The sequence below is a fragment of the Azospirillum griseum genome (assembly GCF_003966125.1).
GTDB lineage: Bacteria > Pseudomonadota > Alphaproteobacteria > Azospirillales > Azospirillaceae > Azospirillum > Azospirillum griseum.
In genome coordinates this window covers 25,592-43,837 of the sequence record NZ_RXMA01000030.1, presented here as the reverse complement: position 1 = coordinate 43,837, position 18,246 = coordinate 25,592, and the positions used below count along the sequence as shown (strand labels likewise).

Below are 18,246 nucleotides of genomic sequence, written 5' to 3'. Positions count from 1 at the left end.
CGACCGGCCATGCGGGCGATTTTCTGCGACCAGTTCGGCGATCCGGCCCGGGTTCTGCGCCTGTGCGACCAGCCGGACCCACGCCCCGGCCCCGGCGACCTGCTGGTGCGGATGGCGGCGGCCAGCGTCAACCCGTCCGATCTGCTGACCGTGCGCGGCACCTACGCCCAGGCCACCGCCCTGCCCTTTGTGCCGGGGTTCGAGGCGGTCGGTCGGGTGGTGGCGGTGGGCGACGGCGTGCCAGCCGACTGGATCGGGCGGCGGGTGCTGCCCCTGCGCGGAACCGGCACCTGGGCGGAGCTGATCGCCAGCCCGGCCCGCTGGGCGGTTCCGGTGCCGGACGCCATTCCCGACGCGGTGGCGACCCAATGCTACATCAATCCACTGACCATCGACCGGCTGCTGACGCGTGAGCTGACCTTGCGGGCCGGAGACACGGTGATCGTCACCGCCGGGGCGTCGGCCTGCGGACGCATCGCCGCGCAGACCGCGCGGGCGTTGGGGTTGCGCCTGATCGCCGTGGTTCGCCGCGACGACGCGCGCGACGACTTGCTGGCGCTGGGGGCCACCGCTGTGGTGAACAGCGCGCGGGAGGATCTGGCCACCACCGTCGCCGCCCTGACCGACGGGCGCGGGGCCGCCGCCGCGCTCGACGCCATCGGCGGGGCGGAGAGTGCGGCCCTGGTCGATCACATCGCCCCCGGCGGCACGCTGGTGACGTATGGCCTGCTCTCCGGGTCGTTGATCCCCACCGATCTGCCCGCCGCCGCCGCGCGCGGGGTGCGGGTGCTGAGCTTTTGGCTGAAACGCTGGGTGGACCGCTGCACGGAAGACGACTGGCACGCCGCCTTTGCCGCCCTGATGGCGCGGGTCGAATCCGGCGCGCTGACCCTGACCGCCACCCCGCCTCTGCCCCTAAGCACTGTGGCCGAGGCGATGCGGCTGGCCGAAACGCCGGGCCGTCGGTCCAAGGTCGTGCTGGCGGGTTGAGGGCAAAGCCGCTAAGACAGCGTTCGCACACGCAACAATACCGTCACACACAACCGACCACCCCATGCCCAACCCGTCGATCACGCTGCGCGCCGTCTCCCACGCCTATGGCGACCGCGCCGTGTTGCGCGACCTGTCCCTGACGCTGACGGAACGGCGCGTCGCCATCCTGGGCGGGAACGGATCGGGCAAGAGCACGCTGGCCCGGATGCTGAACGGCCTGATCCTGCCCAGCGCCGGGACGGTGACGGTGGACGGGCTGGACACCCGGCGCGACGGGCGGGCGGTGCGCCAGCGCGTCGGCTTCGTTTTCCAGAACCCCGACGTGCAGATCGTCTATCCGACGGTGGAGGAGGATGTCGGTTTCGGCCTGAAGGCGCGCAAGATGCCCAAGGACGAGATCGCCCGCCGGGTGACGGCCGCACTCGACCGCTACGCCCTTGCCCGCTACCGCCACCAGCCTGCCCACCAGTTGAGCGGTGGGGAAAAGCAGCTTCTCGCCATCGCCGGGGTGCTGGTGCTCGACCCCGCCCATGTGGTGTTCGACGAGCCGACGACGCTGCTTGACCTGCGCAACCGCCGCACGGTGATCCAGGCCATCCGCGACTTGCCCCAGCACGCCATCGTCGTCACCCATGATCTGGACATGGTGATGGATTTCGACCGCGTCCTGGTGCTGGAGGATGGCCGTGTCGTGATCGACGACGCGCCGTCGGTCGCCGTTCCGGCCTATGTCGCGCGGTTGGGCTGATGCTGGGCCTCTATCTGCACCGGGATTCGCCGATCCACCGGCTGGGGGCCGGGGTGAAGATGGGCGGGTTGCTGGCGGCGACGCTGCTGGTGCTGGCCCTGCCCGGTGCGGTCGGGGCGCTGGGGGCCGGGCTGTCGGGGCTGTTCGCCCTGTGGCTGGCCAAGCTGCCGCTGGGGCGGGTGCTGCGCGAGCTGCGCGCCCCGGTGCTGATGCTGGGGCTGCTGTTCGGGGTGCAGGCGCTGGTGGCCGGGACCGGCTGGGCGGACACGCTGGCCGCCGTCGCCCGCTTCGCCGCGCTGATCCTGCTGGCCACGCTGGTGACGCTGACCACCAAGGTCGCCGCCATGGTGGATCTCTTCGAACGGGTCTTCGCCATCCTGCGCCCGCTGGGGGTGAACCCGGCCAAGCTGGCGCTGATGCTGGCCCTGACCATCCGTTTCATCCCGCTGCTGGCCGAACAGGTGCGCGAGGTGCGGATGGCGCAACAGGCGCGCGGCGTCGAACGGAGCATAGCCGCCCTGTTCGTTCCGCTGCTGGTCAAGATTCTCCGCTTGGCCGATGATCTCACCGCCGCGCTGGACGCGCGGGGGTATGACCCGACCGACGACGCCCGCCCGGGCACCAGTCCCAACGACGCCGTCGGTCCCAACAACAAGGAAGCGCAGCCCCCATGTTGACCACCCGCGATCTCGTCCTCAGCGCCCTGTTCGCCGCCCTGGTGGCCGGTTTGGGCATGGCTCCCCCCATTCCGCTGGGCTTCCTGCCCGTGCCGATCACCGCGCAATCGCTGGGCGTGATGCTGGCGGGCGCGCTGCTGGGGGCCAAGCGCGGCGGTCTGGCGCTGCTGCTGTTCGTGCTGCTGGTCGCCGCCGGTCTGCCGCTGCTGGCCGGTGGCCGTGGCGGCATCGGCGTGATCCTGGGGCCGTCGGGCGGCTTCATCCTGGCCTTCCCGGTCGGGGCCTTCGTCACCGGCCTGCTGGCCGAACGCTTCGCCACCGGGGCCAACCCGCTGCGCCTGTTCGCGGTCTGCGTGGCGGGCGGCATCCTGGCCGTCTACGCCGGTGGCATCCCCTGGCTGTCGGTGGTGGCGGGCATGCCGCTGGAAAAGGCCGTGACCGCCATGGTCGCCTTCATCCCCGGTGATCTCATCAAGGCCGGTGTCGCCGCCGCCGCCGCCGCCGCCGTGCGCCGGGCCGGTGTCCTGCCGACCGCCCACGCCTGACCAACCGGCGATCTGTGGGAATGAGCCTCGCCCGCCCCTTTGCCGAGGCCGCAAGCCGCGCCCCGGACCATCCCGCCCTGATCGTCACCGGCGCTGATCCCACCGCGCCGCTGACCTATGGCGCGCTGTTGGACCGCGTCCGGCTGGCCGGAGCGGGGGTGCGGGCGTTGGCCGCCGCCAAATCCGCGACGGGAGACGAGGCACCGCCGCGCGTCGCCCTGCGTCTCGGCAACCGGGCCGAACTGCTGGTCCTGTTCCTCGGCACGGTGGCGGCGGGCGGCATCGTCGCCCTGCTCGACCCGAAATGGAGCGCGGAGCAAAGCGCCGCCGCGCTCGACACCCTGCGCCCCGACCTGTTGGTTGATGAGGCGACGGTCGCCGACTGGCTCTCCTCACAAGGCGACACCAGCGCCGATGTTCCGCCCTTCGATCTGCCCTTCGTCGATCCGGCCACGCCCTTTCTGATCGGCTTCACCTCCGGGACCACCGGGCGGCCCAAGGCGTTCATCCGCAATCAAGCCTCCTGGCTGGCCACGCTCGACGCCAGCCGGGCGGAGTTCGGCATCGGCCCCGACGACGGCGTGCTGGTTCCGGGTCCGCTGGTCCACGGGCTGGGCCTGTACGGCGCGGTCGAGGGGCTGTCCGCCGGGGCGACGGTGCATGTCCAGGCGAAATTCGACGCCGCCGACGCCGCGCGGCGGCTGGCCGATCCGGCGGCGGCGCTCACCACGCTGGTGGTGGTTCCCACCATGCTGGTCGGCATCCTCGACGCGGCGGAGCGCGCCGGTCTGGCCTTCCCCGCCCTGCGCCGGGTGGTGTGCTCCGGGGCCAAGCTCGCCCCCGCCACCCATGACCGGCTGCTGGCGCTCTGCCCCGGCGTCACCGTGCTGGAGTATTACGGCGCGTCGGAACTGAGCTTCGTCAGCCTGCGCGATTCCCGCGAGGGCGCGCCGCCCGACAGCGTCGGCCGTCCCTTCCATGGGGTGGAATTGTCGGTGCGCGACGACGACGGCCATCCGGTCCCGACGGGCCAGCCCGGCACCGTCTGGGTGCGCAGCGCGATGCTGAGCGACGGCTATCTCGGCCCGTCCGACGGGTCGGGGTTCCGCGCCCGCGACGGCTGGGGAACCGTGGGTGATTTCGGCTGGATCGACGCCCAGGGCTGGTTGCGCCTGATCGGGCGGGCGGGCGACATGCTGATTTCCGGCGGCCTCAACGTCTACCCGGCGGAGGTCGAAGCCGTCCTGCGCGCCCATCCGGCGGTGGCCGAGGCGGTGGTGTTCGGCCTGCCCGATCCCTATTGGGGCGATCTGGTCAGCGCCGTCCTGTGGTGGCGCAGCGCGGCGCGCGTCGGCGCGGAGGAGTTGCGCGCTTGGTCGCACGCCCATCTTGAAGGTTACAAGGCCCCGCGCCGCCTGTTCGCCGCCGCCGACATGCCCCTGACCAGCAGCGGCAAGATCGCCCGCGCCGACATCCGTGACCGCGCCCGCAACGGGGCGTTGGAGGCGATTGCGTGAGCCAACGCGCCATCATCATCGCCGCGCGGCGCAGCCCGGTGGGGCGGATCGGCGGCAGCCTGCGCGACCTGCCGGTCGAGGATCTTGCCGCCCCGGTGATCCGCGCCGCCCTGGCCGACGCCAGGCTGGAGCCGGACGCGGTGGATGAGGTGCTGTTGGGCAACGCCGTCGGCCCCGGTGGCAACGTCGCCCGCCTGTCGGCGCTGGCCGCCGGGCTGCCGGTGAGCGTGCCGGGGGTGACGGTGGACCGCCAATGCGGTTCGGGGCTGGAGGCGATCAACCTCGCCGCCCGTCTGGTCCAGGCCGGGGCCGGGGAGATCATCGTCGCCGGTGGGGTGGAAAGCACCAGCACCGCGCCGTGGCGGGTCGCCAAGCCAACCAGCCTCTACCGCAGCCCGACCTTTTATGACCGCGCCCGTTTCGCCCCCGAAAGCATCGGCGATCCGTCAATGGGGGAGGCCGCCGAAAACGTCGCCGCCGCCTATGGCATCACCCGCGAGCGGCAGGATGCCTATGCCCTGACCAGCCATCGCAAGGCGGTGGCCGCGCAGGACAGCGGTCGTTTCGTCCGCGAAATTGTACCCCTCACTCTGCCCGACGGAACCGTCATCGACCGCGACGACGGGCCGCGCCGCGACAGCAGCCTGGAACGGTTGGCCCGGTTGCGCCCGGTCTTCCGCGACAACGGAACCGTGACGGCGGGCAACGCCTGCCCGATCAACGACGGCGCGGCAGCGGTCGTTGTCGTGTCGGAACGGATTCATCAAGCGTTGGGCGGCCCGCCCGGCCTGTGGGTGGTTGATTCCCAGGCGGCGGGCGTCGATCCCCATCTGCTCGGCACCGGGCCGATTCCGGCGGTGCGCAAGCTGCTGGCCCGCCACCCCGGCCTGAGCCTGGACGCCATCGACCGTGTCGAATTCAACGAGGCGTTCGCCGCCCAGGTGCTGGCCTGCCTCGACACGCTGGGGCTGGACGCGGATCGGGTGTGCGTGGGCGGCGGGGCCTTGGCGCTTGGCCACCCCTATGGCGCGTCGGGGGCCATTCTGATGACCCGCCTGTTCAGCGAACTTCTGCACAACACACTTCTGTTCCCAACCGGCCCGGAACGGCCCCGGCGTGGTCTGGCCACGCTGGGCATCGGCGGCGGTTTGGGGTTGGCAACCTTGGTGGAAACGATGTCATGACCGCAGCGCCCTCATCCGGCACAACCGGCAAACCCACAACCGGAAGTTCTACAACCGGCGGCTCCTTCCGTTCGGCCTTCCGTCACCGCGCCTTTGCCCTGTTCTGGAGCGCGCGCGTCTGCGCCATGCTGGCGATTCAGATGCAGGTGGTGGCGGTGGGCTGGCAGATGTACGATCTGACCGGCAGCGCGCTGGATTTGGGTCTGGTCGGGTTGAGCCAGTTCCTGCCGTCGCTGGCCCTGCTGCTGTTCGCCGGGCATGTGGTGGACAACCACGACCGCAAACGGGTGCTGTTCGCCGCCTTGGCGGTGGAGTGCGCGGCGGTGTTCGGGCTGTTTGTCGCGACCATGGCCGGGGCCTTGTCGCCGTCGGCGATCTTCGCCACCGTCGCCCTGATCGGGGCCGCCAAGGCGTTCGAGGGACCGGCCAATCAAGCCCTGCTGTCGGCCACCGTCCCGGTGGAGGATCTGCCGAACGCCATCGGCTGGCAATCCTCCGCCATCCAGGTGGCGCAGATTTCCGGCCCGGCGCTGGGCGGGCTGCTCTACATCGCCGGTCCGGCGGTGGTCTATGGCGTCAGCGCGGCGATGCTGCTGCTGGCGGTGCTGTTGATCCTGGCGACCCGCCCGCGCCCGGTGACGATGGTGCGCCGGGCCATGAGCTGGTCCACCCTGCTGGCCGGGGCCTCCTTCATCCGCAGCCGTCCGGAGATTCTGGGCGCGATCTCGCTCGATCTGTTCGCCGTGCTGCTGGGCGGGGCGACGGCGCTGTTGCCGATCTACGCCCGCGACATCCTGCACGTCGGCCCCTGGGGGTTGGGGTTGCTGCGCAGCGCCCCGGCGCTGGGCGCGCTGGCGATGGCGGTGGCGATCACCCGCTGGGGGGTGCAGCGCCACGCCGGGCGCTGGATGCTGATCGCCGTCGGCGGCTTTGGTCTGGCCACCATCGTCTTTGGCCTGTCCACCGACCCCGTCTTGTCCTTCGTCGCCCTGTTGGCGGTTGGGGCCACCGATCAGGTCAGCATGTTCGTGCGCCAGACCCTGATCCAGCTCGCCACCCCCGACGACATGCGCGGGCGGGTGGGGGCCGTCACCTCGCTGTTCATCGGCGCGTCGAACCAGTTGGGCGAGTTCGAATCCGGGGCGGCGGCGGCGGCGTTCGGCGTGGTTCCGGCGGCGGTGGCCGGTGGCGTCGGTGCGGTGGCGCTGGCGGGGGCCTGGGCCTGGGTCTTTCCGGCCCTGCGCCGGATCGACCGCCTGTCGGAAACGCGCTGATCCCACGCTGAAAACGAAACACCCCCGCTGCACAGGGCGCGGGGGTGTTCGCAACACATCCGGCGCGACCGGACCGTCACGCGGCCAGCGGCGTCAACCCCTGGGTCAGTGGCTCGAAGAAGCGGCGGAAGCGCTCTTCCGCGTCGGCGTCCATCAGGAAGGACAGGCGCACACCACCGTTGGAACTGATGACCATCGCCGGGATGTCGGCGGTGTAGCCCGACAGGCGCAGCGTGACCCGTGCGTTGGACGGCACCTGCGGCCCGGCGGCCAGCAGCGCGCCACCAATCGACAGATTCTCCACCATCACCTCCACGGACCGCCCCCCCACCTCCAGGCTGCCCGCCTTGCGCACGGCGTAGCGCCGGGCGCGGCGGCGGTCGGCGTCGCGGGTGGAGGTGCGGATCACGCGGACGATGTCGGTGCGCAGGCCGGTGATGCTGACCGCCACCTCATCGGCCTTGGTCCGCACATCCTCGGCGGCGGCCCCGGTCGTTTGCGCGTCGTTCGCCACCACCTCGATGCGGGAACTGACCAGCCGCGCGGCGGACGCCGCCTCGATGACGTTGCGGGAGATGTCGCGGGTGGCGGCGGCCTGCTGGGCCACGCCCGCCGCGACCGTTCCGGCGATCACGTCGATTTCGCCGATGCGTCCCGACATGCTGTCCACCATCGACACGGCGGCCCCGGTGGCGGCGCGCACCTCGGCGATCTGGCGGGCGATGTCGTCGGTGGCCTTGGCGGTCTGGTTGGCCAGCGCCTTGACCTCGCTCGCCACCACGGCGAAGCCCTTGCCAGCCTCACCGGCCCGTGCCGCTTCGATGGTGGCGTTCAACGCCAGCAAGTTGGTTTGTCCGGCGATGTTGGCGATCAGGGTCGCGATGTCGCCGATCCGGCTGACCGCGTCGCTCAGCGACAGAATGGTGCGCTGGGTTTCGGTGCTGAGCTGCACGGTTTCGCGCGTCGCTTCGCTCGCCCCACTGATCTGGCGGCTGATCTCCTGGATCGACACCGACAGTTCCTCGGTCGCCGCCGACACGGTTTCGGCGTTGGCCAAAGCCTGCCGGGCGGCGGACGCCACATCCTGCGAATGGGCACCGACGCGGGCGGCGGCCTCGGCCATCTGGCGGGCGTTGTCGGTCATTTCGTGGGTGCGGTCGGAAATCACACCGACGGCGATCTGGCTTTCCTGCTCCACCGTGCTCGCCATCGATTCGAGCGCGGCGACGCGCTGCTCCTCGGCCTGCTCGCGCATCCGTTCCTGTTCGGCGCGCAGACGGTCGTTGTCCAGGGCGTTTTTCAGGAATTGCGCCACCGCCGCCGCCATCGCGCCGATCTCACCGCCTCGGTGAAGCTCCGGCACCGTCACGCTGGTGTCGCCACCGGCCAAACGGCCCATCACCGCCGTGATCCGGCCCAACGGGGCCGACAGCGCCCGGCTCAGCAACGTCGCCACGAGCGCTGCCACCAGCAGACCGGCCAGAGTCGCCACAATCGACACCCATTGCGCCTGATCGCGCAAGCCCGCGACGTTGGCCGTTCCCTCATCCACGCCCCGCTGACCGACCTCGTACAGCGGAACCAACGCGGCCTGAACATCGGCGTAGGCGCGATCCAGCGCGACCAACGCCTCGCGCTCCTTGCTGCGCAGATCGACCATGACCGGCACGGTGTATTCGATGATCTGGTCCAGCGCGTGGGACGCCTTTTGAATCGAACGGCCCCGCTGCTTGTCGAAAATGGATTGCTTGTTGTCGCTGGACGCGGCGTTGATCTGGCGGGCGGTGTCGTGCACCTGCCGATCCAGCTTGGTGAAGTCGGTGAACAGCTTGGCGAGCTTCGGATCCTTCGGGGTGTAGACCCGCGTCATGGTGGCGAAGTCGCTCTTCTCCGGGTCGATGTTGCCCGCGAACGGGGTGTCGAACCGCGCCGCCTCGCCCAGCGCCTCCACCCATTGCGCCTGCCGGGCCTTCAGCAGATAGGCGTATTGCCCGACGTCATACACCATCTCGTTGAGGGTGAAGGTGTAGGACAGGCGGGTGTCGTGCAGGGCAACGACGGCGCGGGCCTGGGTGGCAAAGGCGACCATCGCCAACCGCGCCTTTTCCGCCAGCGCGGCGGTGTCGCCGACCGCCGACTGGGGAATGAACAGGTGGATGCCCTTGTCCGCGTACAGCTTGCCCGCCGCCGAGGAGCGGAACGCCTCGGAATCCGTGCCGTCGCGCAACATGGTCAGATCCATGTCGGCCAGGGCCAGTTCCTCGTCCAGCGCCTTGACCGCCGCCGGATCGGCGACGGTCCCACGCAGGATCCGCTGCACCTCGATGATGGATTTCAGGGCGCGGGCGTTGGCCTGTTGTTCAATGTGCAGCTTCGGAACATCGGCGTTCAGCGTGTCATCCACCTCCGCCGACATGCGACCGGTGGCGAAATAGCCGACCACCCCCGGAATCGACGACACGACGACCGCCGCCGCCAACCCCACAACCAGCTTGCTTCGGATCGTTGCCAACATGATGGATAACCCCAGGGTGAATGAGCCGATGGTCCGAAAACGCGGGAGCCGGGTCGGCTCACTTGGCCTTGCGCAGCTTTTCCAGATGCTCCAGCACCTCGGTCAACTCACCCTTGGCTTCCGCCAGAGCCTGCTTGTTCTTGCTGGTTTGCCAATCCTTGATGAAGGTGTAGGCGCGGGCCGGATGCATCACGAGGTCGATGTAGTTGCGGGTCTTGCTGAACTGGTCCAGCGCCTTCAGCGGTTGGCCGATGGCGTCGCCCGCGTCGCCGCTGTCACCCCATTTGGCTTCGAGCTGGTCGGGCGTCATCGCCTTCATGCCCGCCGCGCTGGAGATCACCAACTCCATCATCTTGGCGTCGGCGGGGGTCTCCTTGGCGTTTTCCTTGCACGCCTCGATCCCCATGGCCATCAGCTTCTCCTGACGGGCCAGGGAGGCCGCCGGATCGGCGATGGTCCCGGTCAACAATTCGCGCACCGATTCCGTCACCGTCGCCTTGTAGGCATCGACGTCGAACGCCATCGCCGACAGCGGCGTGAACAGGATGGCGGCGGCCAGAAGGGATTTGATGCTGCGGCTCATGCTCTCGTCTCCTCGCCATTCCAGCGATGGCGTTCTGGTTTTTGTTCAGCGTCCCCGCACCGTCCTGCGACCGGGTGACGCAGCCCTGTTGAACTGCCTAAGCAATCATCAGGCCAACTGACAAGAACTTTGGTATGACCCCAACCAAACCAACGTTTCCAAAGCCTACGCGCATCATTCTGCGGTGACGTGGGTTTCTTTCAGTCCGATTCTCATGCGATTCCAAATCAAATTGGTTCGCAAAATGCAAAGAACGTCTCGATTTGAAAAATCCGTAACAGAGTCAGCCCGAATCGAGGCAAGTCCGAAATTCACGTAACATCTTTGTGTTAGTTTCTTCTAATCCAATCGGCGCGATGCTTTGCGCTGTATCTTGCGCGCCCATCACCGTGACCCAGAGGCCGGGCCACCGTTCGGATTTCCGAACGCTCTTTCCGCCACCCATCCGGAAATCCGGACGCTGGCAATCCGAACTGACACAACATCAAACAAAATCAATGGATTGAAATTGAAAACCCGGCAACCGGCGCTGGCACAGCCGTTGCTCTATGGGCGGTATCCCGCACAGACGGGAAAGCCATCACGGAGCGAAACGTCCCATGCCTGCCGCCGCCACCCGCCCCACCCGCCTGGAACATGATCTGCTGGGCGACCGCGAGGTTCCCGCCGATGCCTATTACGGCGTCCACACCCTGCGCGCGGTCGAGAATTTCCCGATCACCGGCACGCCCATCGGCCATTACCCCGATCTGGTGCGGGCGCTGGCGGACATCAAGACGGCGGCGGCCCGCGCCAACCAGGAATTGGGGCTGTTGAGCGCGGAGCGCGCCGACGCCATCGCCGCCGCCTGCCGCGAGATCCGGGGCGGGGCGCTGCTGGATCATTTCGTGGTGGACGTCATCCAGGGCGGGGCGGGCACCTCGACCAACATGAACGCGAACGAGGTCATCGCCAACCGCGCGTTGGAGATTCTGGGCCACGCGCGCGGGGCCTACAGCCACCTGCACCCCAACGAACATGTCAACATGAGCCAGTCCACCAACGACGTCTACCCGACGGCGCTGAAGCTGGCGACCTACACCGGCATTTTCCGGCTGGTGGAGGCGATGGGCTATCTGCGCGCCGCCTTCCAGCGCAAGGCCGACGAGTTCGCCGATGTGCTGAAGATGGGCCGCACCCAGTTGCAGGACGCCGTTCCGATGACGCTGGGGCAGGAGTTTTCCACCTACGCCGTCATGCTGGCCGAGGATGAGGAGCGGTTGAAGGAAGCCGCCCTGCTGATCCGCGAAATCAATCTGGGGGCCACTGCCATCGGCACCGGCATCAACGCCCACCCGGACTACGCCCCGCTCGTCTGCCGCCGCTTGGCCGAAATCAGCGGGGTGCCGGTCGTCACCGCCCCCAACCTGATCGAAGCGACGCAGGATTGCGGCAGCTTCGTCCAATTGTCGGGCGTGCTGAAGCGGGTGGCGGTGAAGCTGTCGAAGACCTGCAACGACCTGCGTTTGCTGTCCAGCGGCCCGCGCGCCGGTCTAGGCGAAATCAACCTGCCCGCCCGTCAGGCCGGGTCCTCGATCATGCCGGGCAAGGTCAACCCGGTGATCCCCGAGGTGGTCAACCAGATCGCCTTCGAGGTCATCGGCAACGACATGACCGTGACCTTCGCCGCCGAAGCCGGTCAGCTCCAGCTCAACGCGTTCGAGCCGATCATCGCCCACAGCCTGTTCAAGAGCATCACCCACCTGCGCCAGGGCTGCCGGGTGCTGGCCGACCTGTGCGTGGACGGCATCACCGCCAACCGCGACCATCTGGCCGCCGCCGTCCGCAACTCCATCGGCATCGTCACCGCGCTCAACCCCTACATCGGCTACGCCAACGCCACGGAAATCGCCGCCGAGGCGCACCGCACCGGCAAGGGCGTCGCCGAGCTGGTGGAGGCGCGCGGCCTGATGACGGCGGAGGCGCTGGCCGAGGTGCTGCGCCCCGACATCCTGACCCGGCCCCAGATGATCCCCACCGCCGGATAACGCGCTCTCACCACAAAACGCCGTTCACAGACGACCCGGCGGATGCACCGCCGGGCAGGGAAGGACACGTCTCATGAATCGACAGACGACGCTCATCATCGCCGCGATGCTGCTTGGCATCCTCACCGGCTATCTCTGCAACACCCTGCTGTCCCCGGCGGACGCCAAGACGGTGGCCGGTTATTTCGTGATGGTCACGGACATTTTCCTGCGCCTGATCAAGATGATCATCGCCCCGCTGATCTTCTCCACCCTGGTGGCGGGCATGGCGGGCATGGGCGACGCCAAGACCGTGGGCCGCATCGGCGGCAAGGCGGTCGGTTGGTTCCTGATGGCGTCCTTCGCCTCGTTGTTCCTCGGCCTGATCTTCGCCAACCTGCTGCAGCCGGGCGCGCACGTCACCATGCCGTTGCCGGACTCCTCGGCCAGCGCGGGGCTGAAGACGTCGTCGCTGAACCTCAAGGACTTCCTGATCCACGTCTTCCCGCGCAACATCTTTGAAGCGATGGCGACGAACGAGATCCTGCAAATCCTGGTCTTCTCGCTGTTCTTCGGCCTGGCGCTGGGCCAGTTGCGCGACACCAAGGCGGGTCTGCTCGCCCAGGCGATCGAAGAGGTGGTTCCGGTCATGCTGCGCGTCACCGACTATGTGATGCGCTTCGCCCCGATCGGTGTCTTCGCCGCCGTCGCCAACGTCGTCGCCACCCAGGGCCTGGGCGTTCTGGCGGTTTACGGCACCTTCATGGGCGGTTTCTACCTGACGCTCGCCGTGCTGTGGCTGGTGCTGCTCACCGCCGGTTTCGCCGTGCTCAAGGGCGACGTGTTCCGTCTGGTCGGCCTGACCCGTCAGCCGATGCTGCTGGCCTTCTCCACCGCGTCGAGCGAATCCGCCTATCCCCGCCTGATGGAAACCCTGAAGCGCTTCGGTGTGAGCGAGCGGGTGATCGGCTTCGTCCTGCCGCTGGGTTACTCCTTCAACCTCGACGGTTCGATGATCTACACGGCCTTCGCGTCGCTGTTCATCGCCCAGGCCTACAACCTGCCGCTCAGCTTGGACCAACAGATCACCATGCTGCTGGTGCTGATGGTGTCGAGCAAGGGAATCGCCGGGGTGCCGCGTTCGTCGCTGGTGGTGGTTGCCGCCGTGCTGCCGATGTTCAACCTGCCGGAAGCGGGCGTGCTGCTGATCCTGGGCATCGACCATTTCCTGGACATGGGCCGCACCGCCACCAACGTGCTGGGCAACGCCATCGCCACCTCGGTGGTCGCCAAGTGGGAAAACGCGCTGGGCACCGAGACCGACGAGGACGAGGACGCCGCCGATCCGGTGCTGGCCTCCGCCACCGCGCGCCACTGATCCCGCCGAAGGGGAAGAGGGGTAGCTAATAAGGGGGCGGGGAAGGGGGCGGGCAGCCCCCTTCTCCACCGGGACAGCCCCCACCCCACCCGATTGTTCCGCGCGCGATTGCCGGAAACCACGGACTGATCTAGGACTGACAACCTGCCCCTATCACGGAGCGCCCCGCCGTGTTCCCACATCACCGCCCGCCCCGCCGCGCCGCCACGCCCCCCCGGACCGCGACCGCGCGCGATGACGTCGCCATGGAACAGGTGAACAGCGCCCGCAAAACCGTTTCACGGTGTTTCAAACGTTCCATTCGCGCGCGCAAGGGCCGCCGCTGATGCGCCTCGCCCCTCTCACCCGCTCCGTCATCCGCCGCCTGCGCCGCATCGGTCCCGTGGCGCTGCTGGTGTTGCTGACCGCCCTGCTGATCGGCGCGGCGGCGTTCCGGGCCAGCGAAACGGCGGGGCTGGCGGCGCTGCGCGAGACCGGGCGGCACCGGCTGGACCTCTACGCCGCCAGCCTGGAACGGGAAATCGACAAATACGCCTTCTTCCCCGCCACGCTCGAACTGGAACGCGACGTTCTCGATCTGGCCGCCGGACGCCCGGCCCCAAAGGCGGACGTCAACCGCTTTCTGGAACGGCTGAACCAGCGCACCGGAACGCTCGCCATCTATGTGATGAACGCGCAGGGCCGCGTCGTCGCGTCGAGCAACTGGAACCGCCCGGACAGCTTCATCGGCGAGGATTTGTTTTACCGCCCCTATTTCATCGCGGCGGCGGCGGGGCGACCTGGGCGCTTTTACGGCATCGGCACCACGCGGAACGAGCCGGGCTATTTCCTCTCCTCCACCCTGATCGACAATGGCGAGATCGTGGGGGTTGCGGTGGTCAAGGTCAGCCTGGAGCAGCTTGAACGCTCCTGGGCGACGGTGGAGGCCCCGGTGCTGGTGGTGGACGAGAACGGCGTGGCCATCCTCGCCTCCGTTCCGTCCTGGCGCTACAGCACCCTGCGCCCATTGGACGGGGCGGAGCGGCAGCGGCTGGAACGGACCCTTCAATACAACGCCCGTCCGCTGCCGCCGCTGGGTCTTGCCCCGGTGCGCCAGTTGTCGGACGACGCCGAACTCGTCCGCCTGCCCGCCGAAGCGCGGACGGAGGCCGACGCCGCCTCGCCCTTCGCCATTTCCGGTCTGGTGCTGGCGCAAAAGGCCCCGCTGCACGGCACGCCCTGGAGCATGACGGTGCTGTCGCCGGTCGCGCCGGTCACGGCCATGGCCTGGGCGCACGCGGCGTTGAGCGCGGTCGGCAGCGCGCTGGTCGGCATGCTGGCTCTTTTGTGGCGGCAGCACCGGCGGCACCTGCGCGCCCTGCGCCACGCCAACGACGCCCTGGAACGCAAAGTGGAGGAGCGCACCCGCCATCTGCGCGCCGCGCAAGGAGAGTTGGTCCACGCGGGGAAACTGGCGGTGATCGGCCAGATGTCCGCCGGGTTGGCGCATGAATTGAACCAACCGCTGGCCGCCCTGCGCACCCTGTCGGGGAACACGGTGAAGTTCCTGCAACGCGGCAAGCTGGAGGCCGCGCAGGACAATCTGGAGCGCATCGGCCAGTTGGTGGACCGCATGGGCGCGCTGACCGGCGAGTTGAAGCGCTTCGCCCGCAAATCCACCGGCGCGCCCCAGCCGGTGGCGGTCGGGCGGGTGATCGGCAACGCGCTGTTCCTGCTCGACGCCCGCCTCAACCGCACCGCCGTGGCGGTGACGGTGGAGGCGGCGGACGACGCGGTGGCCCTGTGCGACGCCAACCGCCTGGAACAGGTGCTGGTCAACCTGCTGACCAACGCGCTCGACGCGCTGGCCGATGCCCCTGATCCAGCCATCACCATCGCCGCCAGCCGTCAGACCGACCGGGTGCGCGTCACCGTGGCCGACAACGGCCCCGGCCTGTCCGACACCGCGCGCGACCGTCTGTTCGAACCCTTCTTCACCACAAAGGATGTGGGCAAGGATGGCGGCAAGGAGACCGAGACCGGCGGCGGCCTGGGCTTGGGGCTTGCCATTTCGGCGGGGATCGTGCGTGACTTCGGCGGCACGCTGAGCGGAACCAACGGCCCGGACGGTGGGGCGCTCTTCGCCATCGATCTGCCCGCCGCCCCCGATCCGGCGGCCCCCGATCCGGTCATCGACACCCCCAACCGCGCCAACGCGTGAGGTTCCGACCATGCCCCCAAGCCCGACCACGCCCCCGCTCACCGTCCTGATCGTCGAGGATGACGCGAACGTCCGGCTGGGCTGCCAACAGGCGCTGGAGCTGGAGGACATCCCGGTGGAAGCGGTGGCGAGCGCGGAGGAGGCGCAACGGCGGCTTGCCGGGTCCGGCGGCGCGTCGGGTGGAAGCGGTCCCGCCGTGGTCGTCACCGACATCCGCCTGCCCGGCATGGACGGCCTGGATTTGCTGCGCAGCCTGCACGCCGCCGATCCCGAACGCCCGGTGGTGCTGATGACCGGGCACGGCGACGTCGCCATGGCGGTGCAGGCGATGAAGATGGGCGCGCACGACTTCATCGAAAAGCCCTTCTCCCCCGATTATCTGGTGGAGGTGGTGCGCCGCGCCCTCGACAAACGGCGGCTGACGCTGGAGGTGCGGGAGCTGCGCGACCGCTTGCAGAACCGCCAGAGCATCGACGCCCGTCTGGTCGGCGGCTCCCCGCTGATGGACCGGGTGCGCCGCCTGATCCTCGATCTCGGCAACTCCGCCGCCGATGTGCTGATCCACGGCGAAACCGGCACGGGCAAGGAGCTGACCGCGCGCTGCCTGCACGACGCCAGCCCGCGCCGCACCGGCAATTTCGTCGCCATCAACTGCGGTGGGCTGCCGGAAAGCCTGTTCGACAGCGAGATTTTCGGCCATGAGGCGGGCAGCTTCACCGGGGCCGGCAAGCGCCGCATCGGCAAGGTGGAGCACGCCAACGGCGGCACCCTGTTCCTGGACGAAATCGAAAGCATGCCGATGCCGGTGCAGATCAAGTTTCTGCGCGTGTTGCAGGAACGCTCGCTCGAACGGTTGGGATCCAACACGGCGATCCCGGTGGATTGCCGGGTGGTGGCCGCCACCAAGGTCGATCTGCGGGCGCTGGCCGACCGGGGGCAGTTCCGCGCCGACCTCTATTACCGGCTGAACGTCGCCACCCTGCCCTTGCCGCCGCTGCGCGACCGGCGCGAGGACATTCCCCTGCTGTTCGAACAATTCGCCTTGCAGGCCGCCCTGCGCCATGGCCGTCCGGTGCCGGAACCGGACACCGCCCGCATGGCCCGGCTGATGGCCTATGACTGGCCGGGCAACGTGCGCGAGCTGCGCAACGTCGCCGACCGCTGCGCCCTGGGCATCGAAAGCGGCTTTCCGTCCTTTGGCGACAGCGCGTCCGCCGCGCCGCGCCCGTTGGCCGACGCCGTGGCCGCCTTTGAACGCGCCATGATCGCCGACGCCCTGCGCCGCCACGACCACAGCCTCGCCCGCGCGGCGGAGGAGCTGCAAATCCCGAAAACAACCCTGCACGACAAAATACGCAAGCATGAGTTGTAATTCGGGCGCGCGGTTATCCTATGCCGCAGGAGCCGGACCGGTTGTCCCCCGCTCGATCAAATCCGGCAGCAGCGGCGGCGGCGGCGGCGGGTCCAGGCCATCCAGCCGGGCCAGCAGATAGTCGGCGGCCAAGCGCCCGATTTCGCGGTTGTCGATGTGCAGGGTGGTCAGGGGCGGGGCGACGTGGCGGCTGATCGCCAGATCGTCAAACCCCGTGATCGACAGATCCTCCGGCACCCGCAGGCCCATGGCCTGGGCTTCCAGCACCGCGCCGATGGCCAGATGGTCGTTGCCGCAGATGATCGCCGTCGGGCGCGGACCGGACCGCACCGCCGCCTCCAGCATCGCCCGCAGGCTGCGCCGCCCGAAATCGATGCTCCACGCCCCTTCGAACAGGCGCTGGGGCCGGATCGCCAGCCCCTGTTCGGCCAGCGCCGCCCGAATGCCGCGCAGGCGGGCCTGCACACGGTCGTTGTCGGCGGTCGGCTGGATGATGACGCCGAAATCGCGGTGCCCAAGGTCGAGCAGACGGCGCGTCAGCCGCTCGAACGCCTCCTGGTTGTCAAATCCGACGCACGCGTGCGGGCTGTCGGGCCGGTGGCTGTAGGTGACGACGTAGGGAATGGCGCGGGCGGCGATCACCGCGAACAGGTCGGGCTTGTGCGACTCCCCGACAATCGCCAACCCCTCCACCCCGCGCGCCAACATCGCCTGCACGTCGCTGAAGGCCTGGTCCTGGCTGTAGTTGAAGCAGCTCAACAGCAGGGTGATGCCCCGCTCGGCAAAGGCGGTTTGCATCGCCCCGACCTGGGCGGCGAAAATCTCGTTGTCGAGGGTGGGGATCACCGCGCCGACGATGGAGGTGCGCCGCCGGGCCAGCGCGCTGCCCGCCGCGTGCGGCATCCAGCCCATCGCCCTGGCCGCCGACAACACCCGGTCGCGGATCGCCGGGGCCACCTTTTCCGGGTTGTTGAACACGCGCGAGACGGTCGCGGTCGACACCTCGGCGGCGGCGGCGACATCCACCGCGCGGGGGCGGCGCGGCGGGTTCGGCGCACGCTCGGTCATCAACCCCATCCTTTGCGTCTGCGCGCGAATCCAGCCCCGCGCCCTGCGGCTTCAACCTGTGAAAGCGATTACAGAGCGTGACGATGGACGTCAAGTTCCCTGTTGTGCGAAGCCGGATTGCGGGGTATGTAAGCGCTTACATTTTGCAATGAGGGATGAGCGGATCATCCGCCAATCCCCAAACCC

14 protein-coding genes are annotated in these 18,246 nt (G+C 68.9%); 11 read left to right on the top strand and 3 right to left on the bottom strand.

The genetic code is table 11. The features are described 5' to 3' along the window. The first annotated feature begins 9 nt into the window (after positions 1-9). The 7 genes from EJ903_RS22240 to EJ903_RS22210 all read left to right on the top strand — a co-directional run bounded on the left by EJ903_RS22240 (position 10) and on the right by EJ903_RS22210 (position 6,938). A complete protein-coding gene (locus tag EJ903_RS22240; protein WP_126619597.1) occupies positions 10-990 on the top strand; it encodes a zinc-dependent alcohol dehydrogenase family protein in 981 nt (326 codons plus the stop codon). Between the two features lie 64 nt (positions 991-1,054). Then, positions 1,055-1,741, top strand: a complete 687-nt coding sequence (locus tag EJ903_RS22235) for an energy-coupling factor ABC transporter ATP-binding protein (protein ID WP_126619595.1) — start codon at positions 1,055-1,057, stop codon at positions 1,739-1,741. Then, positions 1,741-2,418: an energy-coupling factor transporter transmembrane component T family protein gene (locus tag EJ903_RS22230; protein WP_126619593.1), complete on the top strand. Its 678-nt coding sequence runs from the start codon at positions 1,741-1,743 to the stop codon at positions 2,416-2,418. The genes EJ903_RS22235 and EJ903_RS22230 overlap by 1 nt, the downstream gene beginning before the upstream one ends. Beyond that, positions 2,412-2,963, top strand: a complete 552-nt coding sequence (locus EJ903_RS22225; protein WP_126619591.1) for a biotin transporter BioY — start codon at positions 2,412-2,414, stop codon at positions 2,961-2,963. Before EJ903_RS22230 ends, EJ903_RS22225 begins: the two co-directional genes overlap by 7 nt. A 20-nt stretch (positions 2,964-2,983) precedes the next feature. Further along, the gene (locus EJ903_RS22220; protein ID WP_126619589.1) at positions 2,984-4,480 is read left to right on the top strand and encodes a class I adenylate-forming enzyme family protein; all 1,497 of its coding nucleotides are present in this window, start codon (positions 2,984-2,986) and stop codon (positions 4,478-4,480) included. Beyond that, entirely contained in the window at positions 4,477-5,664 is a 1,188-nt protein-coding gene (locus EJ903_RS22215; protein ID WP_126619587.1) for a thiolase family protein, read from the top strand. The genes EJ903_RS22220 and EJ903_RS22215 overlap by 4 nt, the downstream gene beginning before the upstream one ends. Beyond that, positions 5,661-6,938 (top strand): MFS transporter, encoded by a 1,278-nt coding sequence (locus EJ903_RS22210; RefSeq protein ID WP_126619585.1) that lies wholly within the window; start codon positions 5,661-5,663, stop codon positions 6,936-6,938. The genes EJ903_RS22215 and EJ903_RS22210 overlap by 4 nt, the downstream gene beginning before the upstream one ends. Before the next feature lie 76 nt (positions 6,939-7,014). Here EJ903_RS22210 and EJ903_RS22205 read toward each other — a convergent pair whose 3' ends face one another. Next, positions 7,015-9,453, bottom strand: a complete 2,439-nt coding sequence (locus tag EJ903_RS22205) for a methyl-accepting chemotaxis protein (protein ID WP_126619583.1) — start codon at positions 9,451-9,453, stop codon at positions 7,015-7,017. A gap of 58 nt (positions 9,454-9,511) precedes the next feature. Further along, entirely contained in the window at positions 9,512-10,036 is a 525-nt protein-coding gene (locus tag EJ903_RS22200; RefSeq protein WP_126619581.1) for a hypothetical protein, read from the bottom strand. A gap of 599 nt (positions 10,037-10,635) precedes the next feature. Here EJ903_RS22200 and aspA point away from each other — a divergent pair. The 4 genes from aspA to EJ903_RS22180 all read left to right on the top strand — a co-directional run bounded on the left by aspA (position 10,636) and on the right by EJ903_RS22180 (position 16,992). Then, the gene (gene aspA / locus EJ903_RS22195; protein WP_126619579.1) at positions 10,636-12,063 is read left to right on the top strand and encodes an aspartate ammonia-lyase; all 1,428 of its coding nucleotides are present in this window, start codon (positions 10,636-10,638) and stop codon (positions 12,061-12,063) included. A gap of 73 nt (positions 12,064-12,136) precedes the next feature. Then, the gene (locus EJ903_RS22190; RefSeq protein ID WP_126619577.1) at positions 12,137-13,420 is read left to right on the top strand and encodes a dicarboxylate/amino acid:cation symporter; all 1,284 of its coding nucleotides are present in this window, start codon (positions 12,137-12,139) and stop codon (positions 13,418-13,420) included. 325 nt (positions 13,421-13,745) lie between these two features. After that, positions 13,746-15,620, top strand: a complete 1,875-nt coding sequence (locus EJ903_RS22185) for a sensor histidine kinase (RefSeq protein WP_126619575.1) — start codon at positions 13,746-13,748, stop codon at positions 15,618-15,620. A 10-nt stretch (positions 15,621-15,630) separates the two neighbouring features. Continuing rightward, positions 15,631-16,992, top strand: coding sequence for a sigma-54-dependent transcriptional regulator (locus tag EJ903_RS22180; RefSeq protein ID WP_126619573.1), 1,362 nt, complete (start codon positions 15,631-15,633; stop codon positions 16,990-16,992). 18 nt (positions 16,993-17,010) lie between these two features. Here the strand turns inward: EJ903_RS22180 and EJ903_RS22175 are convergent, their stop codons facing one another. Beyond that, positions 17,011-18,060 carry a LacI family DNA-binding transcriptional regulator gene (locus EJ903_RS22175; protein WP_126619571.1) on the bottom strand — a complete coding sequence of 350 codons (1,050 nt, stop codon included), beginning with the start codon at positions 18,058-18,060 and terminating at the stop codon, positions 17,011-17,013. Between the last annotated feature and the right edge of the window lie 186 nt (positions 18,061-18,246).

Coding starts and splice junctions, on each gene's coding strand:
- EJ903_RS22240 (WP_126619597.1), top strand. CDS start 10: ATGCGGGCGATTTTCTGCGACCAGTTCGGCGATCCGGCCCGGGTTCTG.
- EJ903_RS22235 (WP_126619595.1), top strand. CDS start 1,055: ATGCCCAACCCGTCGATCACGCTGCGCGCCGTCTCCCACGCCTATGGC.
- EJ903_RS22230 (WP_126619593.1), top strand. CDS start 1,741: ATGCTGGGCCTCTATCTGCACCGGGATTCGCCGATCCACCGGCTGGGG.
- EJ903_RS22225 (WP_126619591.1), top strand. CDS start 2,412: ATGTTGACCACCCGCGATCTCGTCCTCAGCGCCCTGTTCGCCGCCCTG.
- EJ903_RS22220 (WP_126619589.1), top strand. CDS start 2,984: ATGAGCCTCGCCCGCCCCTTTGCCGAGGCCGCAAGCCGCGCCCCGGAC.
- EJ903_RS22210 (WP_126619585.1), top strand. CDS start 5,661: ATGACCGCAGCGCCCTCATCCGGCACAACCGGCAAACCCACAACCGGA.
- EJ903_RS22205 (WP_126619583.1), bottom strand. CDS start 9,453: ATGTTGGCAACGATCCGAAGCAAGCTGGTTGTGGGGTTGGCGGCGGCG.
- EJ903_RS22200 (WP_126619581.1), bottom strand. CDS start 10,036: ATGAGCCGCAGCATCAAATCCCTTCTGGCCGCCGCCATCCTGTTCACG.
- aspA (WP_126619579.1), top strand. CDS start 10,636: ATGCCTGCCGCCGCCACCCGCCCCACCCGCCTGGAACATGATCTGCTG.
- EJ903_RS22190 (WP_126619577.1), top strand. CDS start 12,137: ATGAATCGACAGACGACGCTCATCATCGCCGCGATGCTGCTTGGCATC.
- EJ903_RS22185 (WP_126619575.1), top strand. CDS start 13,746: ATGCGCCTCGCCCCTCTCACCCGCTCCGTCATCCGCCGCCTGCGCCGC.
- EJ903_RS22180 (WP_126619573.1), top strand. CDS start 15,631: ATGCCCCCAAGCCCGACCACGCCCCCGCTCACCGTCCTGATCGTCGAG.
- EJ903_RS22175 (WP_126619571.1), bottom strand. CDS start 18,060: ATGACCGAGCGTGCGCCGAACCCGCCGCGCCGCCCCCGCGCGGTGGAT.